Annotated in this window: 18 protein-coding genes and 1 tRNA gene; 6 read left to right on the top strand and 13 right to left on the bottom strand. The window is 33.4% G+C overall.

Annotated elements, in window-relative coordinates; all coding sequences use genetic code 11:
* Positions 1–496 precede the first annotated feature (496 nt).
* From FGF67_RS14545 to FGF67_RS14525, 5 genes are all read right to left on the bottom strand, one after another.
* The gene (locus FGF67_RS14545; RefSeq protein WP_139698489.1) at positions 497–937 is read right to left on the bottom strand and encodes a hypothetical protein; all 441 of its coding nucleotides are present in this window, start codon (positions 935–937) and stop codon (positions 497–499) included.
* 219 nt (positions 938–1,156) lie between these two features.
* Entirely contained in the window at positions 1,157–1,903 is a 747-nt protein-coding gene (locus FGF67_RS14540; protein WP_158293227.1) for a carboxypeptidase-like regulatory domain-containing protein, read from the bottom strand.
* 234 nt (positions 1,904–2,137) lie between these two features.
* Positions 2,138–2,812: a hypothetical protein gene (locus tag FGF67_RS14535; RefSeq protein ID WP_139698487.1), complete on the bottom strand. Its 675-nt coding sequence runs from the start codon at positions 2,810–2,812 to the stop codon at positions 2,138–2,140.
* Positions 2,813–2,987: 175 nt separating this feature from the next.
* Positions 2,988–3,563 carry a hypothetical protein gene (locus tag FGF67_RS14530; RefSeq protein ID WP_139698486.1) on the bottom strand — a complete coding sequence of 192 codons (576 nt, stop codon included), beginning with the start codon at positions 3,561–3,563 and terminating at the stop codon, positions 2,988–2,990.
* A gap of 197 nt (positions 3,564–3,760) precedes the next feature.
* On the bottom strand, positions 3,761–4,942 hold the full coding sequence (locus FGF67_RS14525; RefSeq protein WP_139698485.1) for a tyrosine-type recombinase/integrase: 1,182 nt from the start codon (positions 4,940–4,942) through the stop codon (positions 3,761–3,763).
* Between the two features lie 81 nt (positions 4,943–5,023).
* On the opposite strand from FGF67_RS14525, the gene FGF67_RS14520 reads away from it, so the two are divergent.
* Entirely contained in the window at positions 5,024–5,437 is a 414-nt protein-coding gene (locus FGF67_RS14520; protein ID WP_139698484.1) for a hypothetical protein, read from the top strand.
* Positions 5,438–6,322: 885 nt separating this feature from the next.
* On the opposite strand, the gene FGF67_RS14515 is transcribed toward FGF67_RS14520, so the two are convergent.
* The 3 genes from FGF67_RS14515 to FGF67_RS14505 form a co-directional block, all read right to left on the bottom strand.
* Complete coding sequence (locus FGF67_RS14515) at positions 6,323–7,030, bottom strand: hypothetical protein (protein WP_139698483.1); 708 nt, start codon at positions 7,028–7,030, stop codon at positions 6,323–6,325.
* On the bottom strand, positions 7,023–8,357 hold the full coding sequence (locus FGF67_RS14510) for a tyrosine-type recombinase/integrase (RefSeq protein ID WP_139698482.1): 1,335 nt from the start codon (positions 8,355–8,357) through the stop codon (positions 7,023–7,025). Before FGF67_RS14510 ends, FGF67_RS14515 begins: the two co-directional genes overlap by 8 nt.
* 54 nt (positions 8,358–8,411) lie before the next feature.
* Positions 8,412–8,485 (bottom strand) — tRNA-Met (locus FGF67_RS14505).
* Between the two features lie 129 nt (positions 8,486–8,614).
* Here FGF67_RS14505 and FGF67_RS14500 point away from each other — a divergent pair.
* Together FGF67_RS14500 and FGF67_RS14495 are read left to right on the top strand one after the other, a co-directional pair.
* Positions 8,615–9,007 carry an START-like domain-containing protein gene (locus FGF67_RS14500; RefSeq protein ID WP_139698481.1) on the top strand — a complete coding sequence of 131 codons (393 nt, stop codon included), beginning with the start codon at positions 8,615–8,617 and terminating at the stop codon, positions 9,005–9,007.
* 66 nt (positions 9,008–9,073) lie between these two features.
* Positions 9,074–9,916: an aminotransferase class IV gene (locus FGF67_RS14495; protein ID WP_139698480.1), complete on the top strand. Its 843-nt coding sequence runs from the start codon at positions 9,074–9,076 to the stop codon at positions 9,914–9,916.
* Here FGF67_RS14495 and FGF67_RS14490 read toward each other — a convergent pair.
* The 5 genes from FGF67_RS14490 to FGF67_RS14470 form a co-directional block, all read right to left on the bottom strand.
* On the bottom strand, positions 9,913–10,473 hold the full coding sequence (locus FGF67_RS14490; protein ID WP_139698479.1) for a YqgE/AlgH family protein: 561 nt from the start codon (positions 10,471–10,473) through the stop codon (positions 9,913–9,915). The two genes, FGF67_RS14495 and FGF67_RS14490, sit on opposite strands and share 4 nt — an antisense overlap.
* A 121-nt stretch (positions 10,474–10,594) precedes the next feature.
* On the bottom strand, positions 10,595–10,867 hold the full coding sequence (locus FGF67_RS14485) for an HU family DNA-binding protein (protein WP_139698478.1): 273 nt from the start codon (positions 10,865–10,867) through the stop codon (positions 10,595–10,597).
* Between the two features lie 189 nt (positions 10,868–11,056).
* Entirely contained in the window at positions 11,057–12,004 is a 948-nt protein-coding gene (fmt, locus tag FGF67_RS14480; protein ID WP_139698477.1) for a methionyl-tRNA formyltransferase, read from the bottom strand.
* 51 nt (positions 12,005–12,055) lie between these two features.
* Entirely contained in the window at positions 12,056–13,963 is a 1,908-nt protein-coding gene (locus FGF67_RS14475) for a RecQ family ATP-dependent DNA helicase (protein ID WP_139698476.1), read from the bottom strand.
* Between the two features lie 2 nt (positions 13,964–13,965).
* Positions 13,966–14,505 carry an AAA family ATPase gene (locus FGF67_RS14470; protein ID WP_139698475.1) on the bottom strand — a complete coding sequence of 180 codons (540 nt, stop codon included), beginning with the start codon at positions 14,503–14,505 and terminating at the stop codon, positions 13,966–13,968.
* A gap of 177 nt (positions 14,506–14,682) precedes the next feature.
* On the opposite strand from FGF67_RS14470, the gene FGF67_RS14465 reads away from it, so the two are divergent.
* From FGF67_RS14465 to murA, 3 genes are all read left to right on the top strand, one after another.
* Positions 14,683–14,976, top strand: a complete 294-nt coding sequence (locus FGF67_RS14465; RefSeq protein ID WP_139698474.1) for a DUF493 family protein — start codon at positions 14,683–14,685, stop codon at positions 14,974–14,976.
* Between the two features lie 68 nt (positions 14,977–15,044).
* A complete protein-coding gene (locus FGF67_RS14460; protein WP_139698473.1) occupies positions 15,045–15,689 on the top strand; it encodes a DUF4290 domain-containing protein in 645 nt (214 codons plus the stop codon).
* Positions 15,690–15,695: 6 nt separating this feature from the next.
* Complete coding sequence (gene murA, locus FGF67_RS14455; RefSeq protein WP_139698472.1) at positions 15,696–17,006, top strand: UDP-N-acetylglucosamine 1-carboxyvinyltransferase; 1,311 nt, start codon at positions 15,696–15,698, stop codon at positions 17,004–17,006.
* The last annotated feature ends 5 nt before the right edge of the window (positions 17,007–17,011 follow it).

Here is a 17,011-nt window from a genome sequence, read left to right as displayed (position 1 = left end):
ATCAGCATGAACTTTGCTGAGAGAAACCGACTTTTTTGGCATTTAGGTTGCAACACAAAATTGAGCACGAACACCTTTTTTGAAATCAGAACGAATCAGAACGCCAGCCAGAAAAAGGGCAAAAAGAAAACTGCTTAAAAATCCGATTAGATTGAGATAAACTAAATTATCGATGACTTAGAAATGACCTTTTAAAGCACCTGAAAGATTTTAAAAAAACCGAAAAACAGCAAAAGAGAAAACAACACATTGGCGTTTAGTTCTCAAAAAAGGACTTGAGCCAAAACTTTGAAAATTAGAACTGATTTTTAGGCAAAAAACCAATATTTTAAACAAGCACCGAATATCGCTCTTGCACTATATTTGGTAACGGTTTGGCTATGGTTTCGTTGCGTGAAAATCCGCGAGGATTTTCCGCCGTAAACCGAAGATAGCAAATTTGCGAGGACTTTCCGATAGGAAAGTCAGAAGCAATGAACTATAGCCGGTGTTGTGCTTAGTTATTTTTTTTCCAGTCAAAATAAGGAAAATGTCCGCCATCATTTCTATTAACTTTGTATTCCGTTCCGCATTTTGAGCATGCGATAAGATAATCCATTTCCCAATCTCCTTGCTTTTTTTCTAATATTGTTATAAATCCATTTTTTTCTTCTCTTTCGGGATTAATGCTATGTTCTAAATATAGATTACAAGAACACTCTTGACTAGATTTATAATGTTCGAGTATTCTGATGGCAAAATCAACAAATCGTTGATTAGGTGCTAATCCGCCTCCCATTTTTAAACCTTTTGTTTTGTTCTTAATCAAGTCCAAATAAGGAATTAGTTCTATAATCCGTTCAGTGTCCTGTCCAATTTCAATTATTTTACAAGATGAGTTCCAAACTTTATGTGTGTCTCTCGATGTGATTTCAGAAATGATTTCTTGGTTTGTCATAATTAAGCACAACGGTTAGTATAAGAAAAGTAGGGCTGGTTGTAAACGGTGTCCATTCAGATTATCCACAAGCCAAAACTTTTGCATTTTGTTTTTATCTTATTTTTTAAAAAGCCAAATCAAAAGATTTGGCGACTTCACAAATACGCCCAAGACTTTGTTTAAGCACTTTTCTGCCCTATTTTTTTTATACATTGTTATGCGTAGACTTTTGCTCGTTTAATATTCGATTTCTACATTTATTGTTGATGCTCCTTGAAGTTTATTCCATTTCCCTAGGCTGTTTCTTCTTGAATATCCTTTTCCTTTTGTCAATATTGCCCCAATATATACTTCAAGTTTATTTTTAAAATTTGGTATGAATTCCACACCAACAAAAAAATCTTCTTCCAAATAAATATATTGTTTTGTCAGGTCAATTTGTAACCAACCAGGTTCAATCTTTTTTTTCTGAACTATATTTTCAAAAATAATTTTTTCATCAGGCTTGTTGTCCACATTTTTGTAGAAGTTTATTCTAACAAAACTGCTGTCAGCTTTAAAACCTGCCCTTAAATAGATATTAACATATTTTACTCTAACAGTTTTATCTGGAATATTAATTCTTTGAGCATTCTCAATAATGTCCATATCCTCCGAAATTGCACCAAGCCATAATAAAGGGTTATAACTTTTAACTCCTATTTTCCTATTCCTTTTCTTTTTATTAGAAACTATAACTTCGGAAAGTTCATTTATTTTGGGTTCTAAAAATATAGTTTTATTATTAAAATTTTTGATTGGGATTTTAACAGGATAATAATTTATATGACTAATGGTTAAACTGTCATTTAAAAACTTCTTTGAAACGCTCAGTTTAAATTTTCCATTTAGATTTGAAATTGTTCCTTTATTTTTATTTAAAACACCAATATTTACAAATTCAACTGGGTTTTCAGTTTCAGAATCAGCAATTATTCCGTTCATTTCAATCTCTTGCGAAAAAGATTGAAAGGTAAGAAGTTGAAACAGGATAAATGTATAAATATGGTTCTTCATTTTTTTAGTTTACGCATAACGTTGTTGTATAAGGAAAGTTGCGTGTTTGTGTGCGAGGATTTTCCGAAGGAAAATCAGAAGCAAGCAAACGAGCAACTAACTTTGGTTTAGCTAAAACTAGCAATTTTTTTTATACGGTGTTAGGCAACGTTTTTATTTTTTTTAAGGTTCTAATTCCGCCATTTTTTTGTCAGTCATTGTTGCTGTTTTAGACATTCCATTTATAATTTCAAATGTCATAACCAAAGCAATTGATGAGTCCAAAGCCATTTTAGTTTCTATAAGTATTTTTCCAATTGCATTAATCGCTATCTGTAATGTCTTTTCGTTATTTTCAATATTTATATTATTATCAATGAATTTTCTTGTTTCATATCCAACTCGTAATGGCAATAAGAATGGTTTGTTATCTTCTGGAATTGATAAATTTAGATTTCCCCATTCCGTTTTTCCAACATTCTTCGCGTAATTTTCAAAAATTCCAGTTAGAGAAGGAAAAGAACTATTGTCAAAATGAGAATTAATTTTACTTTTAATTCTAGCAAAAACACATTCTTCAGGCAATTCAGTCCATTTTTCTACAGCGATTTCTCCAACAAGTAATTCATTAATTTTCTCGGAAAAAACTGCTGAACCAGGTTCGAATTCGTGTTCGTTAATTGAAAATTCATTCGTAACTTCAATACATCTTTCTGCAACAATTGTAGAAATCAAACATATCGCATCTTCTACTCGAACCCCTTTTTTAGATTGAATACTGTTGTAAACAAAATTCACTAATTTTTCTGTCAGTTTTTCGTCAGTTGTTTTTAAACTTAAAAAATCAAAAAATCCCATATTCTATTCAGATGTTGATTGGTTTGTCAAATGTTGCCTAACGGTCTCGTATAACCGTCCGTTACGGTTTTAAGGTTAATGATTTTCGGTTTAGAACTAACGTTAGCAATTCCGAGTGGATTCGGACGTAGTCGAATCCGCCGTAATTGCGGTTATACATTGTTGTAAGTAGTTTTTATTCCTTTTTTATTAATGTCCATTTTTCTCCCTTTTCATTTGTGTATGAGATAAGTCCAAATTCTTTATCCCATTCAAATTCGGTCAGTCCAAATTTTCCATTTAGATTCGAATAAGGACAATTATTTTTGTTAAACGTGTAAACATTTTTCCATTCAGTTTTTAATTCAGATTGTTTTGTTTTCGGAAGAATATTATTGAAACTGCTAAATTCCAAATTTAATAAGCGAATGACAGGACTTGCATCTTTCTTTTTTTCATTTGCGTTGATTTGTATAAAATAGTCCTCAATTATTTTCAGAGAGTCTTTTTTAATTTTATAGTCAATTCTTGCAAACTCTCTATCAAATCCACCAGAAACGAAGGTTTTGCAATTACCATTTGGTTCTTTCAATACTTTATTAGTTATGAAAATAGTATCCAAATCATTCTTTTGAGATTTAAAAATTAGTTTGTCTCCAATATTGTAATTAGAGAACCAAGTTTTATCATTTTCAGTAAAATAAACATTCTCACAATCTTGGGCACAGGATTGTATCGATAAGGAAAGTATTATTATTGTCAGGTACTTCATTCTCGGTTTGGGTTAAATTACTTACAACTCGTTATATCCCAACAGACTATACTGTTTATTGGCTTACCGTTCCGGATAAACGTAATAAACGTTAAGTTTATACAAAAGCCAAAATACCACTGTCGTGCTGGTTTCACTTGCTCAAATATATTGAATTAAACAGAAATTCTTACAATTATTCCTACGTTTTTTGTAAGCTAAAGATTCTTAGATAATCGCGGGGTATCTTGTTCTTGAATAGCAACTATTTTCTTTACAGCGATATCTAACGGACTTTGAATATTTAGCAAATCCTTTCTACTTACATGCGTGTAAATCATAGTAGTTTCAGGCTTGGCATGCCCCAAAAGTTCTTGAATATAACGTAAATCAATGCCGTTTTCCAACAAATGTGTAGCATAGCTATGCCTTAATGTATGGGGTGTCACCCGTTTTGAAATTCGCGCTAATCGGCAAGAACGCCTTAAAAAAGCTCGTACACTTTCTGCACTATAACGTTGTCTGGGTTGACCTTCAGCAAAATAGAATTCAGGTTTATACGTATGAAAATAGTTTTTAAAAACGGGTAAAAAACTTTCCGCTAATATAATGGTTCTATCCTTTCGGCCTTTTGAGTTCTTTACATAAATTTGCCGTCTGTCAATATCTATATGCGCCAATTGTAAATTCAGTAATTCACTAATCCTGAGTCCTGCCGAATAAATTAAAGCTAATATAGCTCTGTGCTTTAAATTCTTAGTGCAACGCAGCATCTCAACCACTTCTTCTATAGATAAAACGGTCGGTAATAATTTTGATCGCGTTGGCCGAATTAAATGTAATTCATCAATTTGAGTGCTCGTATTAAATTTCAGAAACAACTTCATGGCACTAATAAACTGCCTTTGTGAACTGATGCTATATTGTCTGGGCACAAAAACATTTTCTAAAAATAATTCTACATCACGATTGGTTAGATCTGTTATGGGAATATGGTTTGCATATTGAAAAAAGTCAGCCACAAAAGTAAAATAAGTTTTTACTGTACTTTTACTATAGCGCTTACCTCTTAAATAAGACACAAAATTGCGTATCATGGTTTTGTTTTCTTCGGAAATAACTCTGCCAACTTTTGTATATTTTGGTTTTAAGCCTCTAGGAACTGAAAGCAACGAAGCATCTTCTATAAATGTAACTTCATTCTGAAAAATACGTTTTATTAGGTTGATATGGGATTCTGAAAAGACCAAATACCACGCCTTTTTTGTAGCGCTCCATCTGGCCTTGCCCGTATCTTTTACCTTTTGAATAAGCATGTCATTATACCTGAACTCTAAGATTAAAATATCTTTGTTTTGATGCGCAACGCGTTTCAGACGGATTTGAGGAAGTGGTTTCATGTATCAAAAATCAGAAATATCATATTAAAAAATGTATATTTATACGTTTATATACGTATATAAACATGTAATAAAACGTTTATGGAACTAACATTATGTTTAGCTTGTAACAAACCTTTAAAGGGAAGATCGGATAAGAAATTTTGCGATGCTCAATGCAGAAGCATATATCACAACAAAAACAGGGCACCTCATGAAATGCAGATGCAAGAGATTAATAAAATACTCAGAAAAAATAGAGGCTTATTAGCGCAGTTCTGCCCCAGTGGAAAAAGTACGGTTAAAAAATCGGTTTTACATCAACTAGGGTTCTCATTTATATATTTCACAGATATGTTTCCATTTAAAACAGGCACTTACTTTTTTTGTTACGATTACGGTTATTTGCCCATCCAAGAAAAGGGTCAAGACAAACTACTTATTATTCAAAAACAAGACTATATGAGTAATATAAAATTCAATCCATGGTCTGTACGTATTCAGAATTTAGATTAATGGTTTATGTATTAATTATCTTTAGCTGTATTTATGCTTTTCTTCCTGCCAAACCAAACCAAAAGTGCACCAAAACCACTTAATAACCAATGAAGTACCACTTAAAGACCACTCTTGTTTAACTTTTCCACCTCTGAGAAACCTCTTATAAAGACGATAAAAAACTAAAAAACCACTCAATGACCACTGATGTTCCATTGAAATAACACTTATAATAACTACAAAACCGCTCAAACACCACTTACAATACTTATATTAAGTGTGAGTTTACATGGGTTATGTGATTAGGTAGGTGTTGCTTAAAAAGTCTTTGCGTAGGTATAGGTGGAAAAGCTATATTATACCGCACCAAACCACACCCAATGAATTCTTCAACCTCACACTTTAATGCGCAGGTTGGTTTATCGATCATGTAACACCACTGAAGTACCACTTAAAGACCACTCATATTCAACTGTGCCACCACTGAAAAACCACTTAAAAAGACCAAGAAAAACTAAAAAACCACTCACAACATTTACATTAAGTGTGAGTTTACATGGTTTATGTGATTAGTTGCGTATTTCTTAAAAAGCCTTTACTTAGGTATAGGTAAACAAGTAATATTATACCACACCAAAACCACTTAATAACCACTGAAGTACCACTTAAATATCACCCATAGTTAATCGGTCCAGCACTGAGATACCACTTAAAAAGACGAATAAAAAACTGAAAAACCGCTCAAAGAGCACTCAAAACACTTACATTAGGTGTGAATTTACATGGGTTTTGTGATTAGTTATGTGTTTCTTAATAAACCTTTTACGTAGGTATGGGTGGAAAAGCTATATTATACCACACCACGACCGCACCAAAAGTGCACCGCAGTACTTTACACATCCTTTATGTGATATTGAAGTAGTAGCTTAATAACTGTGCTTTTGCCTTTTCCTTAGTTATTAGTGGCTCTTTAATTTTTTGAGATGTTTTATTTACGTGTTGGGTTGATGGTTTATCTTTTACAGTAATCTGTTGCGTTGAAGTATCACTCTGAGACAAACCCGAAACACAGTCTTGCAGATCTTGGTAATATACATTGATATCTGCACTATTTTTTAATGTTGTGTTTGGCGCATCATTAGGGTCGTTATAAAAATCGGTTATCAACTGCTTAACATGAGTTTCTGTATTTTGAGTTTGTAATCTAAACATGTCGATTGTAGCTTCTGAGTCTTTAATATATTCGGCCATATGTTGCTCCATCCATTGCAACACATACAAAACGGCTTTAAGTAGTTTAAGGTATTTATCAATGGTATATTTAAAAGCTTCTGGCGATACCTTCGCTTTCTTTTCAACTAATGCAAACAGATTACGTTCTAATCTGCCAGAGCGAGAAAAAGCCATTATGGGTTTTCTTTCCGAAGTATACACCACAGGACCGTCAAAATCATCTAACACATATACTATGTTCACAGGCACATGGGCTATGTTATCAACCTCCTTTAAAACTTCTTTTACAAAGTCTGTATCTGGAATATAGAAATACAATTCCCTAATCACATTAGGCAATAAACTCAAATAGAATTTATGTAAAGTGGTATCAGCCATTTGTTGGACTTAATAGGTTGGAATAATCAGCAGGTAATTCCGCATCAATATCACGTAAATACTTCTCTAAAGCTTTCATAGAACTGTGACCTGTAATAAGCATGAGTTTACTCTTGGCTTCAAAGGGTGTGTTTTCTTCACTTAAGGCACGGTAGAGCTTGGTAATAAAGGTATGACGGAAACTATACAAGGTGTAATCTTGTTCTAATTTAAACACATCCTTCACCACTTTTTTAAAACGCTTGGTAAAATAATCGCGCTTGTTAACCTCATCAATAGCCCATTGCCCACCAAGTTTTTTTGGGGTAAACAAATAGTCATCCTTATTCATCTGAGATAAATCAGGTAAATCTTGCCATAAAATATCAGGAATGATTTTAGTTTTTAAAGGACTGTTTTTGGCTTTAAACTCTAGGATATGAGTTTTTAGGTTGATGTCACCAATTTTTAAACGACACAGTTCTACAGGACGTAAAAAGTTATAAGACAAAAATTTGATATACAACAGCAATATAGGGTCGTTAACTTCTAAATGCTTAAATATGCTTTCTTGTGTAGTTTGCGAATAGGTTTTATTGCGCTTTGGTTGAGATTTAAGTATGGTAATGTGTTTTACAGGATTGGTGGTTATAAGTTCATTATTTTCTAAAACCTGCAATAAACTGCCCAACTCAACACGGTAGTTGTTTCTATTTCTAGCTGATGTTTTTAAAAGGATTTGATTTAAGAATTCAACCAAAAGTTTTTTGGTCAGTTGGTCAATACTTGTTATATCTGAATGGGTTTCAGTAATCCAATTTAAAAAGTATTTGGCTTTATACGAGTAGTCTTTGAAGGTACGCGGGCTTACTTCTTTTTCTTTTAGTTGCAAGGCAAAATCAAAAGCCGCCTTGGTAGACATGCTTGGCTCTTGATGCGCTGTTGGGGTTGTAGCCGTTGTTTTTTCTGTTGATGTTGCCCCTTGTTCGGTTGGTTTGGTATTAGGCTCCGATGTTCCGTTTAACTTATTATGAAGTTCGGTATTGTCTGAAAAAGGATTGTAACCTTGTTTTAGTAACTGCAGCAGTGCTTTTCTATAAACCACCAAAACTTCCATACGTTCTTCTTTGGTTTGGTACTTGTTGGCTTGTCCGTAAAATGGGGTTAAGCGTTTTAACTTTCCTGTTTCAGGATGTTCATAGGAAAAATACACATACCAGCGTTTGGATAAGTCGCCTTTGGCGGAATAGATTTTTGGATTGGAAAATTTTGGTGTTTTGGGCAAATCGTATGCACTTTCGTATTCAAAATCGTATGCAAATCTATGAATTTGTTTTGAACTAAGCATAAAAAAACGGTTTAGTGAAGACTAAACCGCTGATTATGCGTGATTTGCGTTTCGTAGCGAGATCGAGATTTGAACTCGAGACCTCCGGGTTATGAATCCGACGCTCTAACCAACTGAGCTACCTCGCCATTTGAGGCTGCAAATATAAAAACAATTATAGTTTAACCAAACATTAGTTGAAGAAAATATTATTAAAAATTGTTGTTAAACTTAGCAATTAATGTATATATTGGGCAAAATAAATTTTGAAATTGTTTATGGACGATAAAACTAGATTTGATATTGAATTTCCAATACATGCATCACCACAATTACTATATCAATATATTTCAACACCTTCTGGTCTTTCTGAATGGTTTTCAGACAATGTTAACTCGCGTGGCGAATTATTTACATTTATTTGGGATGGGAGTGAAGAACAGGCGAAACTTTTAAACAAAAAAAGTGGTGAACGTGTAAAATTTAGATGGCTTGAGGATGAAGAAGATGGACTGTCATGTTATTTTGAAATCAGAATTCAAGTAGATGAAATCACAAAAGATGTATCTTTAATGGTTACTGATTTTGCTGATGAAGATGAAATAGATGAAGCCAAAATGCTTTGGGTTAATCAAATATCAAGTCTTAAAAAAGTATTAGGTTCAGCTTAATTAAGAATCCTATTATTTAAATTATATTTGTCCCGCTTGCACCAAAAGTAGCAAGCGGGATTTTTTATGATAAATTTTAATGGAAACCTTGTAGAAAACACCAATGTTTTATCTGTAAACAACCGAGGGTATAATTATGGCGATGCAGTTTTTGAAACGATAAAATGTAGTTTAGGCAAAGTACTTTTTTGGGAGGATCACTATTTCAGATTAATGGCCTCTATGCGTATACTTCGTATGGAAATTCCAATGCAGTTTACTATGGAATTTTTAGAAGATCAAATCCTAAAAACGCTTGAGAAAAATCAATTGAACACTAAATCTGCCAGAGTAAAACTTATAGTTCATAGGAATGAAGGCGGGTTATATACACCAAATTCTAACGCTGTAAGTTTTATAATAACTGTAAAACCTCTTAAAGATGATTTCTATCATATACATGATGATGTTTATGAAGTCGATTTGTTTAAAGATTATTACGTCTCTCCAAGTTTACTCTCTACTTTAAAAACAAACAATAAAGTGTTGCATGTAGTAGGGAGTGTTTATGCAAAGGAAAATAAGCTTAACAACTGTTTGATTTTAAATACAGATAAAAAAGTTATTGAAGCTTTAAACGGAAATGTATTTTTAATAAAAGGAAATGTTATAAAAACACCACCATTAAGTGATGGTTGTTTAAAAGGAGTTATGAGAACGCAATTGATAAACATAATCAAAACCATGGATGATTATGAGTTGGAAGAAAGTTCTATTTCTCCATTTGAAATACAAAAATCGGATGAATTCTTTTTAACGAATGTTATTTCAGGAATACAACCTATCACAAAATATAGAAAGAAAGTGTTTAATACAGAGGTTGCTAAGATGCTATTACAAAAGCTGAATGTAAAAATAAGATTAACCTAGTTGTAACTTGGGTCTTCTGGCGCATTAGACCAAATACTATATTCGCCACCAAATTCAATCATCTTTTCTTTCCAAAACGATTCATAATCTTTTTCTATAATACTGTTTTTATAAATATTTTCAGAGACAACCCAAGAGTTAGATTTTAATTCGTTGTCTAACTGACTAGATTCCCACCCAGAATAACCCAGAAAAAACTTGATATCGTGTTCGCTAATGGTATGATCTTTTATGAGTTCTGCAACCTTATCAAAATCGCCACCCCAATAAATACCTAGTGAAATTTCTATACTATTCGGAATTAAATCTGGAATTTTGTGAATAAAGTATAGGTTATCTTGTTCTACAGGACCGCCATTGTATACTTTAAAATCTGCTTCTAACTCAGGAATCAAATCATTAATAGTATATTCTAAAGGCTTGTTGAGAATAAAGCCAATAGAACCTTCAGTGGAATGATCAGCTAATAAAACAATAGAACGGTTAAATGAAACATCTCCAATAATTGCAGGTTCTGCAATCAATAAATCTCCTTTTTTGGGTTTAATCTTAACCATAAGTGAGGAATTTTTAATTAAATCTAATGTTTATTTCGCTAAAATGCAACATTTTAGTGATGGATATAAAAAAAAGCCTTCACATGGTGAAGACTTTTTTAAATTATAAAGAAGTAAATGATTAGTTTACTGCATTTGATAAATCAGCTCCAGCTTTAAACTTAACAATGTTTTTAGCTTTGATTTTGATTGTTTCTCCTGTTTGAGGATTTCTTCCTTCTCTGGCAGCTCTTTTAGATACTGACCAAGATCCAAATCCAACTAAAGAAACTCTGTTACCTTTTTGTAAAGCTCCTTCAATTTCAATTAGCGCACACTCTAAAGCTTTCTTTGCAGCCGCTTTAGTGATTCCTGCGTGTTCTGCCATTGCGTCGATTAAATCTGTTTTGTTCATAATATAAATTTTAATTATTAATAAAAATGGTTAAACTTTTTTGTTAAATCCTCTACAAATTTATACGGATTATGAAACCATGCAAGTAACAGCGGGGGAAATGCTTATATTTGTTGATAACTTTGAGCATTTGTTAATAAAGGTGGTGCGTTTTATCGAATATTTTGTAATATCAATAATAATAAGGGTTTACAAGACTTTGGCTTGGGGTTCTAAAGTAAATCCATTTAAAAGTGATGGAATATCCATGGCACGTTTTCCTGGAAGCTTAATTTCCTTTAAATGAATATAACCATTTGTTACAGATACCTTTAATTCTTTTTTAGTTGAAAATAAGGTGCCATTCGCAAAATGATGTGTTTCATACTCTTTTTGGGCATTGTAAATTTTAATATCTAGTTGGTCATCTCCATTAATTAAACGCGTCCATGCAGCAGGATACGGACTCAACCCCCTAATGTGATTATAAATCTGATCAATAGGTGCATCCCAGTTAATTTTGCAGTTTTCTTTATTTAGTTTGTACGCCGTTTTTATCTCTTGATTGTCTGTTTGTGGCTTTGTTCTTACCGTATCATTTGCAACTAATGCTACCGTTTCTAAAACAAGATGACTTCCTAAATACATTAATTTATCATGTAAACTTCCTGCATTTTCATCAGGATCAATTGAGATGCGTTCTTGCAGAATCATATCACCTGTGTCAATCTTCTCATCTATAAAGAAAGTAGATACGCCTGTTTCTGTTTCCCCGTTTATAATAGCCCAATTGATAGGAGCAGCACCTCGGTATTGCGGTAATAAAGAAGCGTGTAAATTAAAAGTGCCATATTCAGGCATTTGCCATACTACTTTGGGCAGCATCCTAAAGGCTACAACAACTTGAAGATTGGCATTTAGGTTCTTAAGTGCTTTTAAAAAGGTGTCATCTTTTAGATTGGTGGGTTGCAATACATTTAAGTTTTGTGATTGCGCATATTTTTTTACAGCACTTTCATTGAGCTTTCGGCCACGACCAGCGGGTTTGTCTGGAGCTGTAATAACACCCACAATAGTATAATTGTTTTCAACCAATCCTTTTAGGGTAGTCACAGCAAAATCTGGAGTTCCCATAAATACAATTCTTAAATCTCTCATTTTTTAGGTATGCTTTTCTATTTAATGTTTTTTGTGATAAAACTAGTCATGTTACATATGGCTTAGTTTGTATGTGTTTTTTGGTGTTAATACAATGATTTGATGTTCCAATAATAGTTTTAAAACCTGTTTTACCTGGTTTTCAGGAGCATTCAAATGTGCTACAAGAGCTCTTGATGATTGTTCGCCAAAGGCTAAATAATCAATAATATCTTTTTTTATGATATCTTGATTAACTGGGTTTATTTCCGATGGTTTTTGAGATATACACACAGAACAGATCCCACAGGGTTTTATATCTGTTTCGCCAAAGTAGACGAGTAGTTGAATGCTTTTACAGGTATCTTCATTTGAAACATAGCGCAACACGGCCTGAACTTGTTTTGCTTTTAATTGATTCTGTTGATTGATAACAGCAGCAATTCTATTAATGGTGTTATCATCTTCTCGGGGTTCAACAAAGGTAACTTGTGCATCAGTTTTGGTTAAATGCAGTGTGATAACGTTATCGTGTTCTAATTGTTTTAATGTGTTTACAAGGGTGTCTTCAGTAACCGAGGCTTTTGATGCGACTTTTTTTAATTCAATTTTTGTTAAATGGTCAAAAACACCGCCATACATTCTTAATATAGATTTTACAATAATATTTGAATTTTGATGCCTGTCTAAATAATTAAAAAGATTATGGTTTGATGTAATAAATTGAACCGTAACTTTATTTTTAAACTGTTTTGATAAATTAATAATGCTATTTCTGTCTAACACCAAAAGTGCATTGTAGCATAGTATTGAAGGGAAATTATAGGTTTTACAAAATGAACTGAAATCAAAGTCAAATGTTGTATAAGCGCCTTCTCCATAAGATATTTGAAAATAATTACACAACTTTCTATACACCTGTTTTATGAGGTTAACATCTGGTAATACGCTTAAAAACTGATTTTTAACTAAAGCTTCATCATTTTTGTTTTTTAGGATAATAGCAAAAGCTTTTTCATTATTCCTGCCAGCTCTACCTGCTTCCTGAAAGTAACTTTCTATGCTTTCTGGCAGATTTAAATGAATCACCGTTTTTACATCGGGTTTGTCAATGCCCATGCCAAAAGCATTGGTGGCCACCATAACTTGGTTTTGATTGTGTAGCCAGGAGGTCATGTGCTTTTGTTTTTCTTCAGATGATAAACCGCCGTGATAGTAGGTGGCTGATATGCCTTTTGATTCTAAAAACAATGTAATCTCTTTAGTAAGCTTCCTGTTTCTAACATATATAATTGATGACGCTGTATTCTTCTTTAAAATGGCTTCTAGCTTATAATATTTATCATCTTCATGAAACACCATATATGCAAGGTTGGGTCTTGAAAACGAAGTTTTGAATATTTGGGGTTGAATAAAATCAAGTTCAGTTATAATATCTTCAACTACTAGAGGTGTGGCCGAGGCGGTAAGGGCTACTACATTAGTACTAGGTTGTAGCCTACGCAGTATAGCAATGTTTTTATAGGCGGGTCTGAAGTCATTACCCCATTGCGAAATACAATGCGCTTCATCTACAGCTATTAAGTTAACGTTCATTTGCCTAATACGATCCTGAACCAGTTCTTGTTGCAAGCGTTCTGGTGATAAGTATAAGAATTTATAATTACCATATATACAGTTGTCAAGCAATGTATCAAGTTGGCTATTGCTAATACCACTTGTAATTGCCATAGCTTTTATACCCTTTTCCTTTAGTCTTTCAACCTGATCTTGCATTAAAGCAATGAGTGGGGAAATAACAATGCAAATGCCTGTTTTGGCAAGGGCTGGTATTTGAAAACACAACGATTTTCCACCACCAGTAGGCAGTAAAACAAAGGTGTCTTCGCCATTGATTACGGCGTTAATAATAGCTTCTTGTTTTGGCCTGAAGCTTGTAAAATTCCAATAACGTTCTAATATGTTAATGGGGTGTGTCATGTTTATAAACCCAAGGTATTCAATATAAAATCTGTTCTGTTTTCAACAGTATCAAAAGGGACATCAATTAACGTATAGTTATAAGCTTCATAAGTGTTTACCAGATGTTTGTGAATATGCTGTGCTTGTTCAAAATTTTCATAACGTTCATTATCACTGGTATAGATGTCTTTCCATGGTTTTAAAATGAAAACAGCATCGTATTTTGAATGCGAGCAAGCCTCCTTAAATCGTTGCGGATAGGTATCTCCAATATAGTCCATATACGCTAAAACATCATGCACTCCACGGTCAAAAAAAACCGTTTTATCGGCATGTTTTTCAGCAAGTTTATATTGTTCTAGACGTCCTTTTAAAAGTAAGTCACTAAACAACAACGGGTTTGTTAAAAACAACTGTTCAATGCCTTCTTTTTGAGCTTTTAAGGTAACCGCTCTTGAAATTTCTTCCAAGCAAATATGATTCCTTTTTATCAGTTCATTGATAAGAGATGATTTGCCTGTTCCAGGGCCACCCGTTATTACAATTTTATTTGTGGTCAAATTTTAAAATTTGCTGTAAAAATCGGAATTTACAAGCGATAAAAAAAATGAAGGTTTTGTCAATAATTTCTTTTACCTATTCTAGTTCGGCTTTCATGTTAATTATGTTTAGCGATACTGTTAAAAAGACACTAAATAAACAGATGAAACTGTATATTTGCAATACAAAAATGAATTATGAACGATACACCGAATTCAGAAGAATTTTATAAAAAATTAAAAAAGCAATTACAGGATACTGCCCTTTGGCCTTCAGAATATCTTTATAAATTTATTGTAGTTTCAGATCCTGAAAAAATCAATAAAATTGAAAACCTTTTTAATAATTTGGGAGCTGTTATTGATACCAAAGCCTCTAAAAATGGAAAATATACAAGTGTTTCCATTAATGTAACTATGAAAAATCCTGATGCGGTAATTGCCAAATACAAAGAAGTTGCAGAAAAAATTGACGGCGTCATAAGTCTTTAGTTTTTTTTTGTATTTTGCGCATGCAGAAATACTTCATGCATTACATTTTTTAACTCTACACATTTATTTTGATTGATAATTTAGAATACAACACAGAGCGTGAACATTTAATCATTCCAGAATATGGAAGACATATGCAGAAAATGATTAATCATGCCAAAACTATAGAAAGTAAAGAAGAACGCAATAAATTAGCCAAGGCCATAATTTCTGTGATGGGAAATATGCAGCCACATTTAAGAGATGTGCCTGATTTTCAGCACAAGCTTTGGGATCAGTTGTTTATCATGTCAAATTTTGAATTAGATGTTGATTCACCTTATGAAAAACCAACAAAGGACTTAATTTATGCGCGCCCAGAGCCCTTGAAGTATCCGCAGAATTTTCCAAAATATCGTTTCTACGGAAATAATATTAAAACGATGATAGATGTGGCCAATACTTGGGAAGAAGGTGATATGAAAGAGGCGCTATCTTTTACTATTGCCAATCATATGAAAAAGTGTTTCTTAAATTGGAACAAAGATACGGTTGAAGATGCTGTAATTTATGATCACTTGTATGAACTTTCAGAAGGCAAGATAAATTTAAAAAATTCTACAGAAGAATTATCAGACGCTACAAGCTTGATGCGTTCAAAAAATAAATTTTCTAGTAATAAAAAGGGACACCAGAAAAAGAATTCAAATAACCGACAAAGAAAACGCTTCTAGTATTTCATGGGAACATTTAAAATTGAAGGCGGGCATCAACTAAAAGGAAGCATTCAGCCGCAGGGTGCCAAAAACGAAGCCTTACAGATTTTATGCGCAGTTTTATTAACTTCAGAAAAAATAACCATTAACAACATTCCTGATATTGTTGATGTAAATAAACTCATTGCCTTACTTAAAAAGTTAGGGGTTAAGGTTGAAAAATTAAGCAAAGGTGTTTACACGTTTCAGGCAGATCAGGTTAATTTAGCATATTTAGAATCTGATCAATTTAAGATTGATGGTCGCGGTTTACGTGGGTCTATCATGATTGTAGGACCGCTTTTAGCACGTTTTGGTAGAGGCTACATCCCAAAACCAGGGGGAGATAAAATTGGTCGCCGCCGATTAGATACCCATTTTGAAGGTTTAATAAAACTTGGCGCTAAATTTGGCTACAGTAAAGAAGAACAGTTTTACGGTGTAGAAGCTGAACGGCTGAAAGGAACGTACATGTTGCTTGAAGAGGCTTCTGTAACGGGAACAGCAAATATATTAATGGCCGCTGTTCTTGCTGAAGGTAAAACCACTATTTATAATGCAGCCTGTGAACCATACCTGCAACAGTTATGTAAAATGCTCAATAGAATGGGGGCAAAAATTAGTGGAGTAGGGTCTAATATGTTGGTTATTGAAGGGGTAGACCGTTTAGGTGGTACCGAGCATACAATGCTTCCTGATATGATTGAAATAGGAAGTTGGATAGGTTTGGCAGCGATGACAAAAAGCGAACTGACCATCACCAATGTATCTTGGAATGATTTAGGGTTGATTCCTGAAACATTTAGAAAATTAGGAATAACCGTTGAAAGGAGAGGAGATGATATTCATATTCCTGCGCATAATGACGGGTATGAGATTCAAAGTTTTATTGATGGTTCTATTTTAACCATTGCAGATGCGCCTTGGCCTGGATTTACGCCCGATTTGTTAAGTATTATACTAGTAGTAGCTACACAAGCCCGAGGCAGTGTTTTAGTGCATCAAAAAATGTTTGAGAGTAGATTGTTTTTTGTGGATAAACTGATTGATATGGGCGCGAAGATTATTCTTTGTGATCCGCACAGAGCTACGGTTATAGGCCATGATTTTAAATCAACTTTAAAAGCTACAACCATGACATCTCCAGATATTCGTGCTGGGGTATCATTATTAATTGCTGCCTTATCGGCGAAAGGGACATCAACTATTCAGAATATAGAACAGATTGATCGCGGGTATGAAAATATTGACGAACGTTTACGCGCTATAGGCGCACATATTGAACGAATCGATTAAAATTC

Source organism: Allotamlana fucoidanivorans, from assembly GCF_006265225.1.
Classification (GTDB): domain Bacteria; phylum Bacteroidota; class Bacteroidia; order Flavobacteriales; family Flavobacteriaceae; genus Allotamlana; species Allotamlana fucoidanivorans.
The sequence above is the reverse complement of the archived record's forward strand: the minus strand, read 5'-3'. Positions and strand labels throughout refer to the sequence as shown.